12 protein-coding genes are annotated in these 17,358 nt (G+C 72.6%); 9 read left to right on the forward strand and 3 right to left on the reverse strand.

Translation table 11 applies throughout. The features are described from left to right. Positions 1–65 precede the first annotated feature (65 nt). Positions 66–1,709 carry a phosphoglucomutase (alpha-D-glucose-1,6-bisphosphate-dependent) gene (pgm, locus tag AB0368_RS02000; RefSeq protein WP_366151879.1) on the forward strand — a complete coding sequence of 548 codons (1,644 nt, stop codon included), beginning with the start codon at positions 66–68 and terminating at the stop codon, positions 1,707–1,709. Here pgm and AB0368_RS02005 read toward each other — a convergent pair. Continuing rightward, positions 1,699–2,346, reverse strand: coding sequence for a response regulator transcription factor (locus tag AB0368_RS02005; RefSeq protein ID WP_366152376.1), 648 nt, complete (start codon positions 2,344–2,346; stop codon positions 1,699–1,701). The two genes, pgm and AB0368_RS02005, sit on opposite strands and share 11 nt — an antisense overlap. Next, positions 2,346–4,652 (reverse strand): histidine kinase, encoded by a 2,307-nt coding sequence (locus AB0368_RS02010; RefSeq protein ID WP_366151880.1) that lies wholly within the window; start codon positions 4,650–4,652, stop codon positions 2,346–2,348. The genes AB0368_RS02005 and AB0368_RS02010 overlap by 1 nt, the downstream gene beginning before the upstream one ends. Positions 4,653–4,867: 215 nt before the next feature. Between AB0368_RS02010 and AB0368_RS02015 the strand changes: the two genes are divergently transcribed. Continuing rightward, a complete protein-coding gene (locus AB0368_RS02015) occupies positions 4,868–7,189 on the forward strand; it encodes a bifunctional diguanylate cyclase/phosphodiesterase (RefSeq protein WP_366151881.1) in 2,322 nt (773 codons plus the stop codon). Position 7,190: 1 nt separating this feature from the next. Here AB0368_RS02015 and gndA read toward each other — a convergent pair whose 3' ends face one another. Further along, complete coding sequence (gene gndA, locus AB0368_RS02020; protein ID WP_366151882.1) at positions 7,191–8,624, reverse strand: NADP-dependent phosphogluconate dehydrogenase; 1,434 nt, start codon at positions 8,622–8,624, stop codon at positions 7,191–7,193. A 198-nt stretch (positions 8,625–8,822) separates the two neighbouring features. Here gndA and AB0368_RS02025 point away from each other — a divergent pair, with 198 nt between their 5' ends. The 7 genes from AB0368_RS02025 (at position 8,823) to fdh (ending at position 17,358) form a co-directional block, all read left to right on the forward strand. Next, on the forward strand, positions 8,823–9,137 hold the full coding sequence (locus tag AB0368_RS02025) for a type II toxin-antitoxin system PemK/MazF family toxin (protein WP_366151883.1): 315 nt from the start codon (positions 8,823–8,825) through the stop codon (positions 9,135–9,137). 157 nt (positions 9,138–9,294) lie between these two features. Continuing rightward, entirely contained in the window at positions 9,295–11,151 is a 1,857-nt protein-coding gene (locus AB0368_RS02030) for a SpoIIE family protein phosphatase (protein ID WP_366152377.1), read from the forward strand. A gap of 78 nt (positions 11,152–11,229) precedes the next feature. Then, positions 11,230–12,510, forward strand: a complete 1,281-nt coding sequence (locus tag AB0368_RS02035) for an erythromycin esterase family protein (RefSeq protein WP_366151884.1) — start codon at positions 11,230–11,232, stop codon at positions 12,508–12,510. After that, complete coding sequence (locus tag AB0368_RS02040) at positions 12,503–13,150, forward strand: phosphoribosyltransferase family protein (RefSeq protein ID WP_366151885.1); 648 nt, start codon at positions 12,503–12,505, stop codon at positions 13,148–13,150. Before AB0368_RS02035 ends, AB0368_RS02040 begins: the two co-directional genes overlap by 8 nt. 75 nt (positions 13,151–13,225) lie before the next feature. Next, entirely contained in the window at positions 13,226–13,564 is a 339-nt protein-coding gene (locus AB0368_RS02045; protein WP_366151886.1) for a metalloregulator ArsR/SmtB family transcription factor, read from the forward strand. Beyond that, positions 13,561–14,022: an SRPBCC domain-containing protein gene (locus tag AB0368_RS02050; RefSeq protein WP_366151887.1), complete on the forward strand. Its 462-nt coding sequence runs from the start codon at positions 13,561–13,563 to the stop codon at positions 14,020–14,022. The genes AB0368_RS02045 and AB0368_RS02050 overlap by 4 nt, the downstream gene beginning before the upstream one ends. 63 nt (positions 14,023–14,085) lie before the next feature. After that, positions 14,086–17,358 (forward strand): formate dehydrogenase, encoded by a 3,273-nt coding sequence (gene fdh, locus AB0368_RS02055; RefSeq protein ID WP_366151888.1) that lies wholly within the window; start codon positions 14,086–14,088, stop codon positions 17,356–17,358.

Raw genomic sequence — 17,358 nt, forward strand, 5'->3', positions numbered from 1 at the left:
AAAGGTTCAATCCGAGCAGCGACGATACGATCCGGGCAGTTCCACGCCCTCAAGGAGGCCCCTCGATGTCCGTGCACCCCCGCGCCGGCACCCCCGCCGACTCCCGCGACACCATCGACGTGCCCCGGGTGGTCCTCAGCTACTACACCGAACACCCGGACCCGCAGGCGGTCGAGCAGAAGGTCGCCTTCGGCACGTCCGGCCACCGCGGCTCGAGCCTGCGGACGGCGTTCAACGAGGACCACATCGCCGCCACCAGCCAGGCCATCGTCGAGTACCGCCGCGACCAGGGGACCGACGGCCCGCTGTTCCTCGGCCGCGACACCCACGCCCTGTCCGAGCCGGCCATGGTGACCGCCCTGGAGGTGTTCGCCGCCAACGAGGTCAAGGTGCTGATCGACAGCCGGGACGGCTACACCCCGACGCCGGCGCTGTCGCACGCCATCCTCACGTACAACCGCGGCCGCACCGGGGGGCTCGCCGACGGCGTGGTGGTGACGCCGTCGCACAATCCTCCGGACGACGGCGGCTTCAAGTACAACCCGCCGAACGGCGGCCCTGCCGACACCGACGCCACCCGATGGATCCAGGACCGGGCCAACGCGCTCATCGCGGCCGGGCTCAAGGACGTCCGGCGGGTCGGTGCCGCCCGGGCCCGCGCGTCCGAGCTGGTCTCCGGCTACGACTACCTGTCCGGGTACGTGGACGACCTCGGCTCGGTCATCGACATGGAGGCGATCCGCGCCGCCGGCGTGCGCATCGGCGCCGACCCGCTGGGCGGGGCCTCGGTGGCGTACTGGGGCGAGATCGGCGAGCGGTACGGGCTCGACCTGACCGTGGTGAACCCTGACGTCGACCCCACCTTCCGGTTCATGACGCTGGACTGGGACGGCAAGATCCGGATGGACTGCTCGTCGCCGTACGCGATGGCGTCGCTGATCGCGCAGAAGGACAAGTTCCAGCTGGCGACGGGTAACGACGCCGACGCCGACCGGCACGGCATCGTCACCCCCGACGGCGGGCTGATGAACCCCAACCACTACCTGGCCGTGGCGATCTCGTACCTGTTCCAGGTCCGCACCGACTGGCCCGCCACGGCGGCGATCGGCAAGACGCTGGTCTCCTCCTCGATGATCGACCGGGTCGCGGCCGACCTGGGCCGCACGCTCGTCGAGGTGCCGGTCGGCTTCAAGTGGTTCGTGCCCGGCCTGCTGGACGGCTCGGTCGGCTTCGGCGGCGAGGAGAGCGCCGGCGCGTCGTTCCTGCGCCGCGACGGCAGCCCGTGGAGCACCGACAAGGACGGCATCCTGCTCGACCTGCTCGCCTCGGAGATCCTCGCGACCACCGGGCGGACGCCCAGCCAGCACTACGCCGACCTGACCGCGAAGTTCGGATCGCCCGCGTACGCCCGCATCGACGCCCCGGCGACCCGCGACGAGAAGGCGATCCTGGGCAAGCTCTCGCCGTCGCAGGTTTCGGCGAAGGAGCTCGACGGCGACCCGATCACGGCGGTGCTCACCAGCGCCCCCGGCAACGACGCCCCGATCGGCGGCCTGAAGGTGGCCACCGAGTCCGGGTGGTTCGCCGCGCGCCCGTCGGGCACCGAGGACGTCTACAAGATCTACGCCGAGTCGTTCAAGGGGCCCGAGGCGCTGGCCCGCATCCAGGAGGAGGCCCGGGCGGTGGTGTCCGCCGCGCTCAAGGGCTAGGCCGCACCAGGCCGAGGTTGTAGGCGACGATCGTCGCCTGCACCCGGTCGCGGACGCCGAGCTTGGCGAGCAGGGCGTTGACGTGCGCCTTCACGGTGCCGGTCGTGATGCCCAGCGCCGCGCCGATCTCGGCGTTCGACAGGCCGCCGGCGATGCTGACCAGCACCTCGCGCTCGCGCGGGGTCAGCCCGGCCAGGCGCGGATCGTCGCCGGTGGTGGCGACCACCCCGCCGGTGGCGAACGCGTCGATCAGGCGGCGGGTGACGGCGGGGCTGAGCATGGCCTCGCCGTCGGCCACCACCCGGATGGCGGCGAGCAGGTCGGCGGGCTCGGTGTCCTTGAGCACGAAGCCCGACGCGCCCGCCTTGAGCGCCTCGTAGACGTACGCGTCCTGGTGGAACGTGGTCAGCACCAGTACCTTCGGCGGCTGCGGCGTGGCGGTCAGCCGGGCCGTGGCGGTCAGCCCGTCCATGCCCGGCATCCGGATGTCCATGAGGACGACGTCGGGCCGGACCCGGGCGGCCGTCTCCAGGGCCGCGGCACCGTCGCCGGCCTCGCCCACGATCGCCAGGTCCTCCTCGGCGTCCACGATGGCCGCTATCCCGGCCCGCACCATCAGCTGGTCGTCGACGACCATCACGCGGGTTGCGATGTCGCCACCTCCCCGTTCGGCAGTGTGATCTCCGGACTCGCTCCGGTGGTCAGCGCGCCGCCGACGGCCGCCAGGCGGGCGCGCAGCCCCGCCGCCACCTCGCCTCCGGGGTCGGCGGGCATCGGCGTCACGCGGATCCGCAGCGGGTCACCGGTGAGGTCCACCCGTACGGTGACCGGCCCGGTGTCCCCGGCCAGCAGCAGCTCCACCACCCGGTACGCGGACAGGTCCAGGTCCGGGCTCAGCGCCCGCCCCGCGCCGGTCACCTCGAGCGTCACCGTGCGGCCGTTGGCGCGCCACCGCTCGGCCAGGTCCGGCAGGGCGGCCAGCGTCGGCTGCGGGGTGCGGCCCCGATCGGCCGGGTCGGCGGCCGGCGCCTCGCGCAGGTCGTTGAGCAGCCCGCGCATGGCGTCCAGGGCGGTCCGCGCCGACCGCAGCACCTGGTCGAGGTCCCCGCGGTCGGCGGCCTCGGCCACGCAGGCGGTGTCGCGCAGCACCGCGGCGCGCAGCCCGGCGGCCACCCGGGCCCGCTCGGCGCCCGCCTCGGCGACGGCCCAGGCGGTGATGGCGGCGACCGCGTGGTCCTGCCGCAGGCGGTCCCGGTCGCGGCGGCGGCGCACCAGGAAGCCGGTCAGCCAGGCGCTGAACAGCGGGAAGGCGAGCGGGACGCCGGCGATCACGGTCATCAGGACCAGCAGGAACGCGGGGGAGTCCCCGGCGTCGTCGGGCGGTGGGTCGAGGACCAGGATCAGGGTGAGGGCCGGGATCGCCGTGAACAGCACCGCGACCATGGACAGCCAGTTGAGCGCCGGCTCGCGGCCGTAGCGGGCCACGGCGTGCACGGCGAGCACCTCCGTCCCCAGCGCGGAGGCGGCGATCCAGCCGTGGGTGAGGGAGAGGACGCCCACCGCGACCAGCGCGGGCCACACCCAGGTCGTGCCGACGGCGGCCGCCAGGACGATCCACGGCCGGTCGCGCCGCCACATCAGGGGCGCGGCGTGCGCGATGATCAGGAGCGCGGCCAGCGGGGCCTGGCCCGGGGTCAGGGAGCGCTCGCCGAGCAGCACCAGCAGAGCGATCACCGGCCCGACCAGGGCCAGCAGCAGCACCGCCGCGTCGATGAGCCGGTCGGCTCCCGGTCGCCGGCCGCCCGCCGACCCGGAGGAGGGATCGGTCGGGAGCACCGCCCGCACCTGCCATCCGCCGCCGGCGCGCGGGCCGGCCTCCAGGGAGCCGCCGAGCGCCTCGGCCCGCTCCCGCATGCCGGTGAGGCCGCGACCGGAGCCCAGCCGGTCCGCGGACGTGCCGTCCGATGCCGCGGCGCCGTCGTCGGCCACGGTCAGCTCCACGCCGCCGGAGACGTCCTCGAGCCCGATGGTGACGGCCGCACCCGGCGCGTACCGCAGGGTGTTGGTGAGGGCCTCGCGTGCGATCCCGTACGCGGCGTCGGCGACGGCTGGTGCCGGTGCCGCCCCGGCCGTGACCGTCACCCGCTGACCCAGCCTGCGGAACCCCTCGGCCAGCTCCTCGAGCCGGGCCGCAGCGCCGTCCGGCCCCACGTCCGGGCGCTGCAGCAGCGCGACCAGCCGGTGCAGCGCCGCGAGCGTCTCCCGGCCGGTCCGGGCGGCGAAGTCGCGGGCCTCGGCCACCAGCTCCGGCCGGGCCGCCCCGATCCGCTGGGCGGCGGAGGCGATCACCACGATCGACGTCAGGTGGTGGGCGGTCACGTCGTGCAGCTCGCGGGCGAGCCGGTGGCGCTCGGTGTCCGCCGCCCGCGACCGGCGGTCCTCCGCCTCGGCCAGTTCGGCGACCGCCCGGGCCCGGTCGGCGTGCCAGCGGTGCCGCGCGCGCCCCAGCGCCACGACCGTGACGTAGAACGCGACCAGCAGCGCCACCGCGGCCGGGTAGTCGGCGCCGAGCTCGCCGGTCGCCGCCACGAGCGCGCACTGCCACCCGATCAGCGCGAGGAGGGTCAGGACCGTGGTGCGCTGGCTGCGGAGCACCGCCACGCCGTACAGCGCGACGAGGTCGGCGGCGCCGATCGCCGACAGGGTGTCGGTCGGCAGGCCCCACTCGCCGACGGTCAGCGCGATCACGATCACCCCGGTCACCGCCAGCGGTGCCGTACGCCGCCACAACAGCGCCACCGCGGCGACCACGGTGACCACCACGGCCGTCGCCGCGGCCACCGCGGAGACCCGTTGCCGCTCGAGGTAGGGCAGGCCGGGCCAGCTCGTGAGCTGCAGGACAGCGAGCACGACGGGCAGCACCCAGACCGGAATCCGTTTCATGACGCCTGCGACCCTAGGCGCCGCGCGCACGCGCGCACATCGGTCTGCGGGTCCACCCGATCTCTATCGCAGGTTAGGGCCGGCAACCCGGCCCCGGACGTGCCTTCCGTCACGCTCGCGGGGGAGGCGCACGGAATGCGGTAATTCTCAGCTTCCCTGCCCGAACGCCGACTGGAACTCCGCCAGGACCAGCACCGACAGGGAGTCGTACCAGCATGACCACGCCGACCACGCGGGTGGGCCGCCGGCGCGCGCCGAGACAGGCCCGTCCGGGTCTGCTGCCGCTCGCCGCCGCCCTCGGCGCCGTGGTGTGGGTGCTGGTGTGGCTGGTGATGCGGGACGCGGACGACTCCATGCGCGGCGGGTACGCCGCCGGGCTGGTCGCCATGGCCGCCGCGTACCTCGGCTGCCGCCGGATCGGCGCCATGATCGTCGTCGCCCGGCCGATCCGCGGGTTCTGGCGGCTGTTCTCGCGCGCCGCGCTCAGCATCGGCATCGGGTCGGCCACGATGATCGCCCTGTCCAACAACCGGCCCGGCATCTCCCCCTTCGTGGCCGGGCCGGTGCTGATCGGTGTCGTCCTGCTGATGCTGGCGTTCCTTCAGCTCCCGCGCGAGAAGCGGTCGATGCAGCGCTGGGCGCAGCTGTTCCTCGACGGTGCCACGGTCGCGGTCGCGGGCGCCCTCATCTTCTGGTACGTCATCTTCGAGCTCGCCCCGCCCGCCATCGACCGGGTCACCCAGCACGGTGCGGCCGTCGTCGGGGTGGGTGGCCTCATCGCCCTGGTGGTGATCGGCCGGGCCGCGATGAGCCCGGCCAGCGTCGTGGACTCGGTGGCGCTGCGCATCGTCACGGTCGCCCCGCTCACCGGGGTCGTCGTCGCGGTGCTGCTGATCACCGGCGGGGAGACCGGGCGGCTCTGGCTGGCGATGCTGGCCGTACCGATCGTGGGCGGGGCCATGACCCTGGCCGCGTACCGTCAGCAGCTCGTCCTAAGCCGGCCGGGCGCGGCGAAGCCGGCGGCCGGGCGCAGCATCTACAACGCGCTCCCGCTGGCCGCGGTCATCGCGACCGCGGCCCTGGTCATCACCGTCTCGGCCCGGCAGCTCGACGCCGACCAGCGCGTGGTCATCATCGGCGCCGTGCTCATCGCCGCGTTCGTCGTCGCGCGCCAGCTCCTCGGGCTGCGCGCCAACGAGAAGATGCTGGCCGGCATCCGGCGGCAGCAGGCGGAGCTCGAGCATCTGGCGATGCACGACCCGCTCACCGGGCTGGCCAACCGGGCCCGCTTCGGCGTGGTGCTCGGCGAGCGCCTGGCCGGCCACCTTCCCGCCACCGCGCTGCTCATCGACATCGACGACTTCAAGATGGTCAACGACACCATGGGCCACGCCGTCGGCGACCAGCTGCTCTACGAGGTGGCGCAGCGGCTGCGCCACCACAGTGCGGTAACCCATCTGCCGGCGCGGCTCGGCGGGGACGAGTTCGCCGTCCTGCTGGACACCGAGGATCCGGTCCAGGCCGAGGCAGCGGCGGCCCGGATCCTGGCCGCGCTCGCCGTGCCGGTCAAAGTCGGCGAGCACCAGCTGCTGGCGAACGCCAGCATCGGCGTGGCCCTGGCCGGCCCCGGTGACAGTGCCGACGAGGTGCTGCGCAACGCCGACATCGCGATGTACGCCGCGAAGGCCGCGGGCAAGGCTTCCTGGGCCCGCTTCGAGCCGCGCATGCGCAACGAGGTGGTCAACCACGCCCGCCTCGGCAGCGAACTGCACAACGCGATCATCCGGCACGAGCTGTACCTGGACTACCAGCCGGTCTTCGACATCACCTCGGGCCGCATGGCCGGCGCGGAGGCCCTGGTCCGCTGGCACCACCCGGTGCGCGGCACCGTCTCACCGGCCGACTTCATCCCGGTGGCGGAGCGGTCCGGGCTGATCATCCCGCTCGGCGCCTGGGTGCTGCGCGAGGCCTGCGAGCAGCTCTCCCGCTGGCACGCGGAGTACGGCCCAGCCGCCATCCAGTCGATCAACGTCAACGTGGCGGCCCGGCAGCTGCGCGACTCGGGCTTCGTGGACGAGGTCGCGGCCGTGCTCAGCGACACCCGCCTGGGGCCGGGGAACCTGGTGCTGGAGGTGACCGAGTCCTCGGTGCTCGACGGCCGGCAGGTGCGCGACACCCTGCAGGCCCTGCACGAGATGGGCGTACGCCTGGCCCTGGACGACTTCGGCACCGGCCAGTCGAGCCTGAGCCTGCTGCGCGCCTTCCCGGTGGACGTCCTGAAGTTGGACAAGTCCTTCGTCGACGGCATCTGCGAGGGCGAGGACCGCGGTCGCCTGGCGGTGGCCGCGGCCGTCGCCCAGCTCGCGGAGTACCTCGACCTGTACGCGGTGGCCGAGGGCATCGAGAGCGCCGAGCAGATGGAGCGGCTGCGCCGGATGGGCTACCGGCTGGGCCAGGGCTACCACATGGCCCAGCCGCTGCCACCGGCGGAGATGGCGGCCCTGATGGTCCGGACCGCCACCGCCGTACCGGTCTGACTCAGGCCTGCACCTCGTTGCGGTCCGCGCCCCACATGGTGTGGAAAGCGCCCTCCTTGTCGACGCGGTGGTACGTGTGCGCGCCGAAGAAGTCGCGCTGGCCCTGGATCAGCGCGGCCGGCAGGCGCTCGGCGCGCAGGCCGTCGTAGTAGGCCAGCGCCGACGCGAAGCCCGGCGCCGGGATGCCCTGCTGGGCGGCGAGCGCGACGACCCGGCGCCACGCCTCCTGGGCGCCGCTGACCGCGTCGAGGAAGTAGTCGTCGACGAGCAGCGTCTGCAGGTTCGTGTCCTTGTCGTACGCCTGCTTGATGAAGTCCAGGAACTTGGCCCGGATGATGCAGCCCGCCCGCCAGATCTTCGCCATCGCGCCCGGGTCGATCTCCCAGCCGTACTCGGCGCTCGCCGCCTGGATCTGCTGGAAGCCCTGGGCGTACGCGACGATCTTGGAGGCGAAGAGCGCCTGCTCGACGTCGGCCTGCAGGTCCGCGCCGCCCGCGCCGGTCTGCGCCGACGGGCCGGGGAGCCGGCCGGCCGCCGCCTTGCGGACGTCGGCACCGCCCGACAGGGCCCGGGCGAAGACGGCCTCGGCGATGCCGCTGACCGGTACGCCCAGGTCGAGCGCCGACTGCACGGTCCAGCGGCCGGTGCCCTTCTGCTCCGCCTGGTCCACCACGACGTCGACGAACGGCTTGCCGGACTCCGCGTCGACCTGCTTGAGCACCTCGGCGGTGATCTCGATCAGGTACGAGCCCAGCCGCCCCTCGTTCCAGCCCCGGAACACGTCGGCGATCTCCGCGGGGGAGTGGCCGCCGGCCTGCCGGAGCAGGTCGTACGCCTCGGCGATGAGCTGCATGTCGGCGTACTCGATGCCGTTGTGGACCATCTTGACGAAGTGGCCGGCGCCGTCCGGGCCGACGTGCACGCAGCACGGCTCGCCGTCCACCTTGGCCGAGATGTCCTCGAGCAGCGGGCCGAGCGATTCGTACGACTCCTTGGAGCCGCCGGGCATGATGCTCGGGCCGTTCAGCGCGCCTTCCTCGCCACCGGAGACGCCGGTGCCGACGAAGTGCAGGCCCCGCTCCTTGAGCGCGGCCTCGCGCCGGCGGGTGTCGGCGAAGTGCGCGTTGCCGGCATCGATGATCATGTCGCCCGGCTCCAGCAGCGGGGCGAACTCCTCGATCACCGCGTCCGTCGGCTTGCCGGCCTTCACCATGATCACCACGCGCCGCGGGCGCTCGAGGCTCGCCACGAAGTCCTCGGCGCTCTCCGCGGGGAGGAACGTGCCCTCGTGGCCGAACTCCTCGACGAGTTCCTTGGTCCGGCCGTAGCTCCGGTTGTGCACGGCGACCGTGTGGCCGTGGCGCGCGAAGTTGCGGGCCAGGTTGCGCCCCATCACCGCCAGGCCGGTTACGCCGATCTGAGCCTTCTCCGTCATGAACGTCCTTCCTCCACGCGAGAGGCGGGCTGCATCCCGTCAGTCGCAAGCCGTCACCGCCATTGTTACGGATTCACAACGCCGGGAGTTCGATCGGTCATGAGGAAGGCTCACCCTGCGGGACGTCCCTGCGTACGCCGCCCGCGCCGGGCCGGACGCGCGCGCCGCGGAAGATCGGTCCGACGGTACGCTCGGCGCGTGAAGCGCGGCGAGATCTGGACCATAGGCAGCCGCACCGACCTGCGCTACCGGGTCCTCGTGCTCTCGTCCGACAGCTACAACGAGAGGTCGAACGCCTCACCGTTCTGCGCGCCGATCGTGCGCCAGCGCGGCGTCACCGAGCTGCCGCCGTACGCGGTGGCCCTCACCGAGCAGGACCCGATCACCGGTGTCGTGGTGATCAACCGGATACGCCGCCTGCCCGCCTCGGTGGGTGCGGAGCGCATCGGGATGGTCACCGGCGCGAGCATGGCCCGCCTGACCGAGGCCATGCGCACCCTCTTCGAGCTCTAGCCACCACCGTGACCGCACGGTAGCCCGTCCGGGTGATCCGGTCGACGTAGCACCGCTGGTCGGATGAGGGTGGGGGTGTTCGGGGGATGACGGCGTCGCGCGGGCTGGCGTATCCAAGAGGGCGACGGGACCGGCGTGGGAGGGGGCAGTGACCTGGATGGGCGGGCGGCAGGCGTACATCGAGGCGGTGGAGAGCCTGCGGACGGCCGCGAACCGTCCCTCGGGTGACGCCGCGCGCTCAGTCGTCGACCGGGCGGTGGGCCTGATGGCCGGGCGGACCCGCTGCCGGCTCGCCGACGCCCACCGGCACCTGCTGCAGATGAGCGCCGAGCAGGGCCGCGACCTCCTCGAGGTCGCCGCCGGCGTCATCGGCCTGCTGGACGTCCCCGACCAGCAGGAGCGGCGCGGCACGCCCGCCGTGCCGGCATCGATCTTCCCGCCGGCCGTCGGCGTCGCGCCGGTGCGGCACACCGCGGACTGGGTGCCCGTGGTGCGGGGGGTCCTCGACGCGATGCCGGGTCAGCACTCGCTGCTGATCCCGGTCCGGGACTCCACCGGCCGCCTCCACGACCTCGAGGTCGCCGCGGCGAGCCCGGAGGCGGTCGCCGCCGACGGGCTGCGCGGGCCCGCCCTCGTCGGCGCCCGGCTGGGTGAGCATTTCCCGCAGGCGCTGGTCAGTGAGCGCTGGCCGATCTACGAGCGGGTGCTCGAGACCGGCGAGCCGGCCGAGATCGGCCCCTTCCACAACGCGTGGGGCTGCTACAGCGTGCGCGTCCACCGCCTCGGCCCGGCGCTGCTGGTGACGTGGGAGCGGCACGAGGACGACCAGGTGGAGAGCGAGCGGATCGCGGCCACCGAGCGCCTCGGCAACCTCGGCTGGGGGGAGTGGGACCTGGTCAGCGGCGAGGTCCGCTGGTCCGAGCAGCTCTACCGGATCTACGAGCGGGACCCGCTGCTCGGGCCGCTGCCGAGGGAGGAGTCCGAGGCGCTCTCGCTCGCCGAGGACCTCCCGCTGAAGCTCGCGGCGGTCGAGGCGTTCGAGCGCGGCGAGCAGGTCGACCTGACCACCCGGGTCCGCGTCAACGGCCGGATCAAGCACCTGCGGTCGGTCGCGGACGCGGTCCGGGACGCGTCCGGAGCTCCGCTGCGCATCTTCGGCATCGTCCAGGACGTGACCGCCCGCGAGGCGGGCCTCCAGCGCCTCGCCGAGGTCGAGCGCCAGCTCGCCGAGCAGCGCCGGTCGCTCGCCGCCGAGCATCAGCTCGCGGCCAAGCTGCAGCAAATCATCCTGCCCATCCCGGACGGCCCGATGGCGCTGCCCGGGCTCAAGGTCGCGGTCCGTTACCTGCCCGCGGAGCAGGAGGGCATGGTCGGCGGCGACTGGTACCACGCGGCGGCACTGCGCGACGGCTCAGTGCTGCTCGCGGTCGGCGACGTCGCCGGCCACGGCACCCACGCGGCGACGACGATGGCGCAGCTGCGCCACTCGCTGCGGGCGCTCGCGGTCACCACCGCCGACCCGGGTGTCCTGCTCGGCCACCTCAACCGGCTGACCTGCGACCTCGACGAGGAGAACCCGGAGACGGCCGCGACCGCGATCGTGGCCAGCTTCGACCCGGTGCGCCGCCGCCTGACCTGGGCCCAGGCGGGTCACCCGCCGCCGCTGCTGTCCCGCGGCGGCCGTACGGCGCCGCTGCCCCGCCCGTCGGGGCCGATGCTCGGGGTGGTCGAGGACGCGACGTACGAGTGCGCGGTGCTCGACCTGGAGATCGGCGACGTGCTGCTCTGCTACACCGACGGGCTCGTCGAGCATCGCCGCCGCAGCCTCGACGACGGGTTGAACGCGGTCATCCGCGCCGTCGACGAGGCGGTCGCGGCGTCGCCCCGCCAGCCGCTCGGGGAGCTGCTGAGCCGCCTGGAGCAGGCCAACCCGGACGACGACACCTGCATCCTGGCCGTCCGGCCGGTGACCGGAGAGACCCAGGACCTGCGGCACTACCTGCGGGGGCGGTGAGCAGTACTGCCCTCGGTCTGCTCGCCGACGGGAAATGACGGACGTATAGGGGGCTTTCGGGGCGGGTAAGCGGCGACCATGTCCCGCTACGGCGATGAGGTCGCGTCGCTGGCGACCGAGCTCACGGACCCGGGGGATCTCGACGCCCTGATCGACCGCGCGTCCTCCGCGCGGATCGTGATGCTGGGCGAGGCCAGCCACGGTACGCACGAGTACTACTCCTGGCGCGCGGCCGTCACCCGGCGCCTCATCGAGGAGCTGGGCTTCTCCTTCGTCGCCGTCGAGGGCGACTGGCCGGACTGCGAGCGTGTCGACCGCAGCGTTCGGGGGCTGCCCGGCTCACCCGGGGATCCGCGCGAGGCGCTCATGGCGTACGACCGGTGGCCGACCTGGATGTGGGCCAACGAGGAGGTCGTCGACTTCTGCCGGTGGCTGCGCTCCTGGAACGCCGTGCGGGAACCGAAGGTGGGCTTCCACGGGCTCGACGTGTACTCGCTGTGGGAGTCGTTGCGCGAGATCCTGGTGTACCTGCGCGAGCACGACCCCGACCAGGTGCCCCGCGCGCTGGCCGCGTACCGGTGCTTCGAGCCCTACGCGGAGGATGCGCAGTCGTATGCGTGGGCGACCCATCTGGTCGCCGCGAGCTGTGAGCGGGAGGTCGTCGACCTGCTCGTGGACCTGCGCGAGCGGGCCGCGGGATCGGCGGGCGACTTCGCCGCCTGGCAGAACGCCGAGGTGGTGGCCGGCGCCGAGCGCTACTACCGGGCGATGGTGCACGGCGGCCCCGAGTCGTGGAACGTGCGGGACCGGCACATGGACGAGACTCTGGACCGGCTGCTCGGGCGTTACGGCCCGGACGCGAAGGCAGTCGTGTGGGCGCACAACACCCATGTCGGTGACGCGCGGGCGACCGAGCAGTCCGTGCACGGCGAGGTGACCATCGGCCAGCTCGCCCGGGAGCGCTACGGCTCCGGCCACGTGCTGCTGGTGGGCTTCGGCGGGCATCGGGGCACGGTGATCGCCGGGCGGGAGTGGGGTGCGTCGATGGAGGTGATGGGTGTGCCGCCGGCCCGGCCGGACGCCCTGGAGGACGTGCTGCACGCGACGGCTCCCGGACAGGCATTGTTCGTCTTCCCCGAGTGGGGGGACCAGCCGCCGCTGCTGACCGAGCTGGTCGCGCACCGCGCGATCGGCGTGGTCTATCGCGCCGAGCGGGAGCGGTGGGGCAACTACGTGCCGACGATTCTCGGCGAGCGCTATGACGCGTTCCTGTGGTTCGACGAGACCACCGCTGTCCGCCCGATGCACACCTTCCGCGTCGACATCCGCGAGCCCGAGACGTTCCCGTCCGGTGTCTGACCTCCGTTTCACCGACCGCACCGCGGCGGGCCGTCAGCTGGGCGTCATGGTGGCGCGCCACTTGGGCACCCACGGCCTGGACCGGCGCCCGCTGGTGCTGGCGCTGCCCCGCGGCGGTGTCCCGGTGGCCGCGGGGGTGGCGGCGAGCATCGGCGCGGACCTGGACCTCGTCATCGCCCGCAAGATCGGCGCGCCGGGCCGTCCGGAGCTCGGCGTCGGCGCCATCGCCGAGGACGGGCAGCCGGTCTTCGACGAGGAGCTGCTCGGCGAGCTGGGGCTCACTCCGCCGGACCTGGCGGCGACCGTCGCGGCCGAGCGGGAGGAGCTCGCCCGCCGGATCCACGCGTACCGCGGTGACCGGCCCGCGGCCGACGTCGCCGACCGGCTGGTGATCGTCGTCGACGACGGCGTGGCCACCGGGGTCACCGCCCGGGCGGCGCTGCGCTGGCTGCGCGAGCGGCGAGCACACGGGCTGGTGCTCGCGGCGCCGGTGTGCTCGCGCGACGCCGATCACGCCTTGGCTGCGGACGCGGACCTGGTGATCTGCCTGGAACGGCCGGCGCGCTTCGGCGCGGTGGGCCGGTTCTACGAGGACTTCGCCCAGCTGACCGACGCCGACGTCCTCGCCGTCACCTCTTGACATAAAAACCCTGAGCAGTAGTCTAAACCTGTCGGTTGATAAGCCGATCGGTTTACAAGCCAGGTGGTTGAGAGCATGACGACAGCGGACCCGATCGGTGGCGTCTTCGCCGCCCTCGCCGACCCGACCCGCCGGGCGATCCTGGCCCGGCTTGCGCAGGGCGACGCGACCGTCGCCGAGCTCGGCGCCCCGTTCCCGATCAGCGCCCAGGCGATCTCGAAGCACCTCAACGTGCTCGAGCGCGCCGGCCTGATCGTGCGGACCCGGGAGGCGCAGTGGCGGCGGGTGCGGATCGAGCCGACCCCGCTGCGCGACATCGCCGGCTGGGTCGCGCAGTACCGGCGGCTCTGGGAGGAGCGCAACGACGCGCTGGGCAACTACCTGGACACCCTGCAGAAGGAGAAGAAGTCGTGAGCACCGTCGCCATCAGCACCCCGTCCGACACCGAACTCGTCCTGAGCCGTACGTTCGACGCCCCGAAGGAGCTGGTCTTCGCCGCGCACACCGAGGCCGACCACATCCGGCACTGGTGGGGCCGCGGCAACCCGCTCGACGTGACGATCGACTTCCGGGTCGGCGGCACCTGGCGCTTCGTCGAGACCGCGGACGGCCAGGAGCACGCGTTCCGCGGCGAGTTCCGCGAGATCCAGACCCCGGACACCTTCACGTGGACCTTCGAGTACGAGCCGATGGCCGGCCACGTCGCCGTCGAGCGCTACGTGTTCACCGAGCAGGCCGGGCGGACCACCGTGACCAGCACGACCACGTTCACCTCGCAGGCGGACCGGGACGGCATGATCCAGTCCGGCATGGAGGCGGGCGTCGAGCAGAGCTACGCCGCCCTCGACGCCTACCTCGCCAAGATCAAGTAGTGGGGAACCCGCCGGGCGCCGCTCGCCGTGCGGCGCCCGGACCCGTGGTCTAGTGTCGATCTCATGGGCGTCCGCACCTGGATCGAGGGCTGGCCGGTCTACCGGCAGCTCACCGGCACCGACCCGCTGGGCCGGGGTGCCGCCGCGCAGTCCGAGCGCTCGAAGACCCTCACGGCGCGCACCGAGACCGCCGATTCCATGGCCCGGTCCGTGTGCCCGTACTGCGCGGTCGGATGCGGCCAGCGGATCTTCGTCAAGGACGGCAAGGTCGTCCAGATCGAGGGCGACCCGGACAGCCCGATCTCGAAGGGCCGGCTCTGCCCCAAAGGTTCGGCCAGCAAGAGCCTGGTGACCAGCGACCGCCGCCAGCAGAAGGTGCTCTACCGCCGGCCGTACGGCACCCGGTGGGAGGAACTCGACCTCGACACGGCGATGAGCATGATCGCCGACCGGGTGCTCGCCGCGCGGGAGGAGACCTGGGAGGACGCCGACGAGGACGGGCGGCCCCTCAACCGCACGCTCGGCATCTCGAGCCTCGGCGGCGCCACGCTGGACAACGAAGAGAACTACCTGATCAAGAAGCTCTTCACCGCCATGGGTGCCATCCAGATCGAGAACCAGGCGCGTATTTGACACTCCGCCACCGTCCCCGGTCTGGGGACCAGCTTCGGCCGTGGCGGGGCCACCAACTTCCTCCAGGATCTGGTCAACGCCGACTGCATCATCATCCAGGGTTCCAACATGGCGGAGGCCCACCCCGTGGGCTTCCAGTACGTGGTGGACGCGAAGAGGCGCGGCGCCAAGGTCATCCACATCGATCCGCGCTTCACCCGTACCAGTGCGCTGGCGCACAGTTATGTGCCCGTGCGTGCCGGTGCGGACATCGCCTTCCTGGGTGGGGTGATCAACTACATCCTCACGAACGAGAAGGACTTCCGGGAGTACGTGCTCGCGTACACCAATGCGTCCATGCTGGTCAGTGAGGACTTCCAGGACACCGAGGAGCTCGGCGGGCTGTTCTCCGGCTACGACCCCGAGACCCACGCGTACGACCAGAGCAGCTGGCAGTACGAGGGCCAGCAGGAGCACGGGCAGGACGAGGGCGAGTCGCACGTCGACCGCGAGACCGCCTCCGGGCTCGAGCAGGAGTCCCACGGCCCGCCGGTGCCCGCGGACGTGCCGCGTGACCCTTCCCTGCAGAACCCGCGCTGCGTTTACCAGGTCCTCAAGCGGCACTATGCCCGCTACACGCCGGAGATGGTGGAACGGCTCTGCGGCGTGCCGCAGGACAAGTTCCTCGAGGTCTGCGAGGCGTGGACGGCGAACTCCGGCCGCGAGCGGACCACCGCCCTGGTCTACTCCGTGGGCTGGACGCAGCACAGCGTCGGCGTGCAGTACATCCGCGCGGGCGCGATCATCCAGCTGCTGCTCGGCAACATGGGCCGCCCGGGCGGCGGCGTGATGGCGCTGCGCGGGCACGCCAGCATCCAGGGCTCGACCGACATCCCGACCCTGTTCAACCTGCTCCCCGGCTACCTGCCGATGCCGCACCACAGCCAGCACGAGACGTTCCGCCAGTGGGTCGATTCGATCCGGCACCCCGAGCAGCAGGGCTTCTGGGCCGACGCCGAGGCATTCGCGGTCAGCCTGCTCAAGGCGTACTTCGGTGACGCTGCCACGAGCGAGAACGACTTCGGGTACGGCTGGCTGCCCCGGCTCACCGGCGACCACGGCACGTACCAGCAGGTCCTCGACATGATCGACGGCAAGATCAAGGGGTACTTCCTGCTCGGCCAGAACCCGGCGGTGGGCTCCGCGCACGGCCGCGCCCAGCGCCTGGGCATGGCCAACCTGGACTGGCTGGTGGTCCGCGACCTGTTCCTGATCGAGAGCGCGACGTTCTGGAAGGACGGCCCGGAGGTCGCCACCGGCGAGATCGTGCCCGAGCAGTGCAAGACCGAGGTGTTCTTCATGCCGGCGGCCTCGCACGCGGAGAAGGAGGGCACGTTCACCCAGACCCAGCGGCTCCTGCAGTGGCGCGAGAAGGCCGTCGAGCCGCCGGGCGACTGCCGCTCCGAGCTGTGGTTCTTCTACCACCTCGGGCGCATGCTGCGGGAACGGCTGGCCGGCTCCACCGCGCCGCGCGACCAGGGACTGCTCAACCTGACGTGGGACTACCCGCTGCACGGCGAACGCGGCGACGAGCCCAGCGGCGAGGACGTGCTCAAAGAGATCAACGGCTGGGAGATCTCCACCGGTCGCCCGCTGTCCGCCTTCACCGAGATGAAGCCGGACGGCTCGACCGCGGGCGGCTGCTGGATCTACACCGGCGTGTTCAAGGACGGCGTCAACCAGGCCGCCCGCCGCAAGCCGGGCCGCGACCAGGACTGGGTGGCCCGCGAGTGGGGCTGGGCCTGGCCGGCCGACCGGCGCACGCTCTACAACCGCGCGTCCGCCGACCCCGACGGCCGCCCCTGGTCCGAGCGCAAGAAGTACGTCTGGTGGGACCCGGAGACCGGCCAGTGGACCGGCCACGACGTGCCCGACTTCGAGAAGACCAAGCCGCCGTCGTACCGGCCGCCGGAGGGCGCGACCGGCGTCGAGGCGATCTCGGGCGACGACGCGTTCATCATGCAGGGCGACGGGAAGGGCTGGCTCTACGCGCCCAGCGGGCTCATCGACGGCCCGATGCCGACGCACTACGAGCCGGCCGAGTCGATGGTCCGTAACCCGCTCTACGAGCAGCAGGCCAACCCCACCCGCAAGGTGTACGACCGCTCGGACAACCTCACCCACCCGAGCGCGCCGGAGAAACACCTCGAGGTCTTCCCGTACGTCTTCAGCACCAGCCGGCTCACCGAGCACCACACGGCCGGTGGCATGAGCCGGCAGCTCGCGTACCTGTCGGAGCTGCAGCCGGAGATGTTCGTCGAGGTGTCGCCGGAGCTCGCCGGCGAGCGCGGCCTGGAGCACCTGGGCTGGGCGCACGTGGTCACCGCCCGCGCGGCGATCGAGGCGCGGGTGCTGGTGACCGACCGGCTCACCCCGCTGCGCATCGAGGACCGGATCGTGCACCAGATCTGGATGCCGTACCACTGGGGCGGCGAGGGGCTGGTGACCGGCGACTCGGCCAACGACCTGATCGGCATCACCCTGGATCCGAACGTGCTCATCCAGGAGAGCAAGGTGGGCACGTGCGACATCCGGCCGGGACGCCGTCCCACCGGTCCGGAGCTGCTCGAGTACGTGCGCGGCTACCGTGAGCGGGCCGGGCTCTTACCGGATCGCCGCACGCCCATCCTCACCACCGAGGTCGACCAGCCGGAGGAGAGCTGA

Origin of the sequence: Actinoplanes sp. NPDC051475, assembly GCF_040689425.1 — a bacterium.
Taxonomy (GTDB): domain Bacteria; phylum Actinomycetota; class Actinomycetes; order Mycobacteriales; family Micromonosporaceae; genus Actinoplanes.

Coding starts and splice junctions, on each gene's coding strand:
- pgm (WP_366151879.1), top strand. CDS start 66: ATGTCCGTGCACCCCCGCGCCGGCACCCCCGCCGACTCCCGCGACACC.
- AB0368_RS02005 (WP_366152376.1), bottom strand. CDS start 2,346: ATGGTCGTCGACGACCAGCTGATGGTGCGGGCCGGGATAGCGGCCATC.
- AB0368_RS02010 (WP_366151880.1), bottom strand. CDS start 4,652: ATGAAACGGATTCCGGTCTGGGTGCTGCCCGTCGTGCTCGCTGTCCTG.
- AB0368_RS02015 (WP_366151881.1), top strand. CDS start 4,868: ATGACCACGCCGACCACGCGGGTGGGCCGCCGGCGCGCGCCGAGACAG.
- gndA (WP_366151882.1), bottom strand. CDS start 8,624: ATGACGGAGAAGGCTCAGATCGGCGTAACCGGCCTGGCGGTGATGGGG.
- AB0368_RS02030 (WP_366152377.1), top strand. CDS start 9,295: ATGGGCGGGCGGCAGGCGTACATCGAGGCGGTGGAGAGCCTGCGGACG.
- AB0368_RS02035 (WP_366151884.1), top strand. CDS start 11,230: ATGTCCCGCTACGGCGATGAGGTCGCGTCGCTGGCGACCGAGCTCACG.
- AB0368_RS02045 (WP_366151886.1), top strand. CDS start 13,226: ATGACGACAGCGGACCCGATCGGTGGCGTCTTCGCCGCCCTCGCCGAC.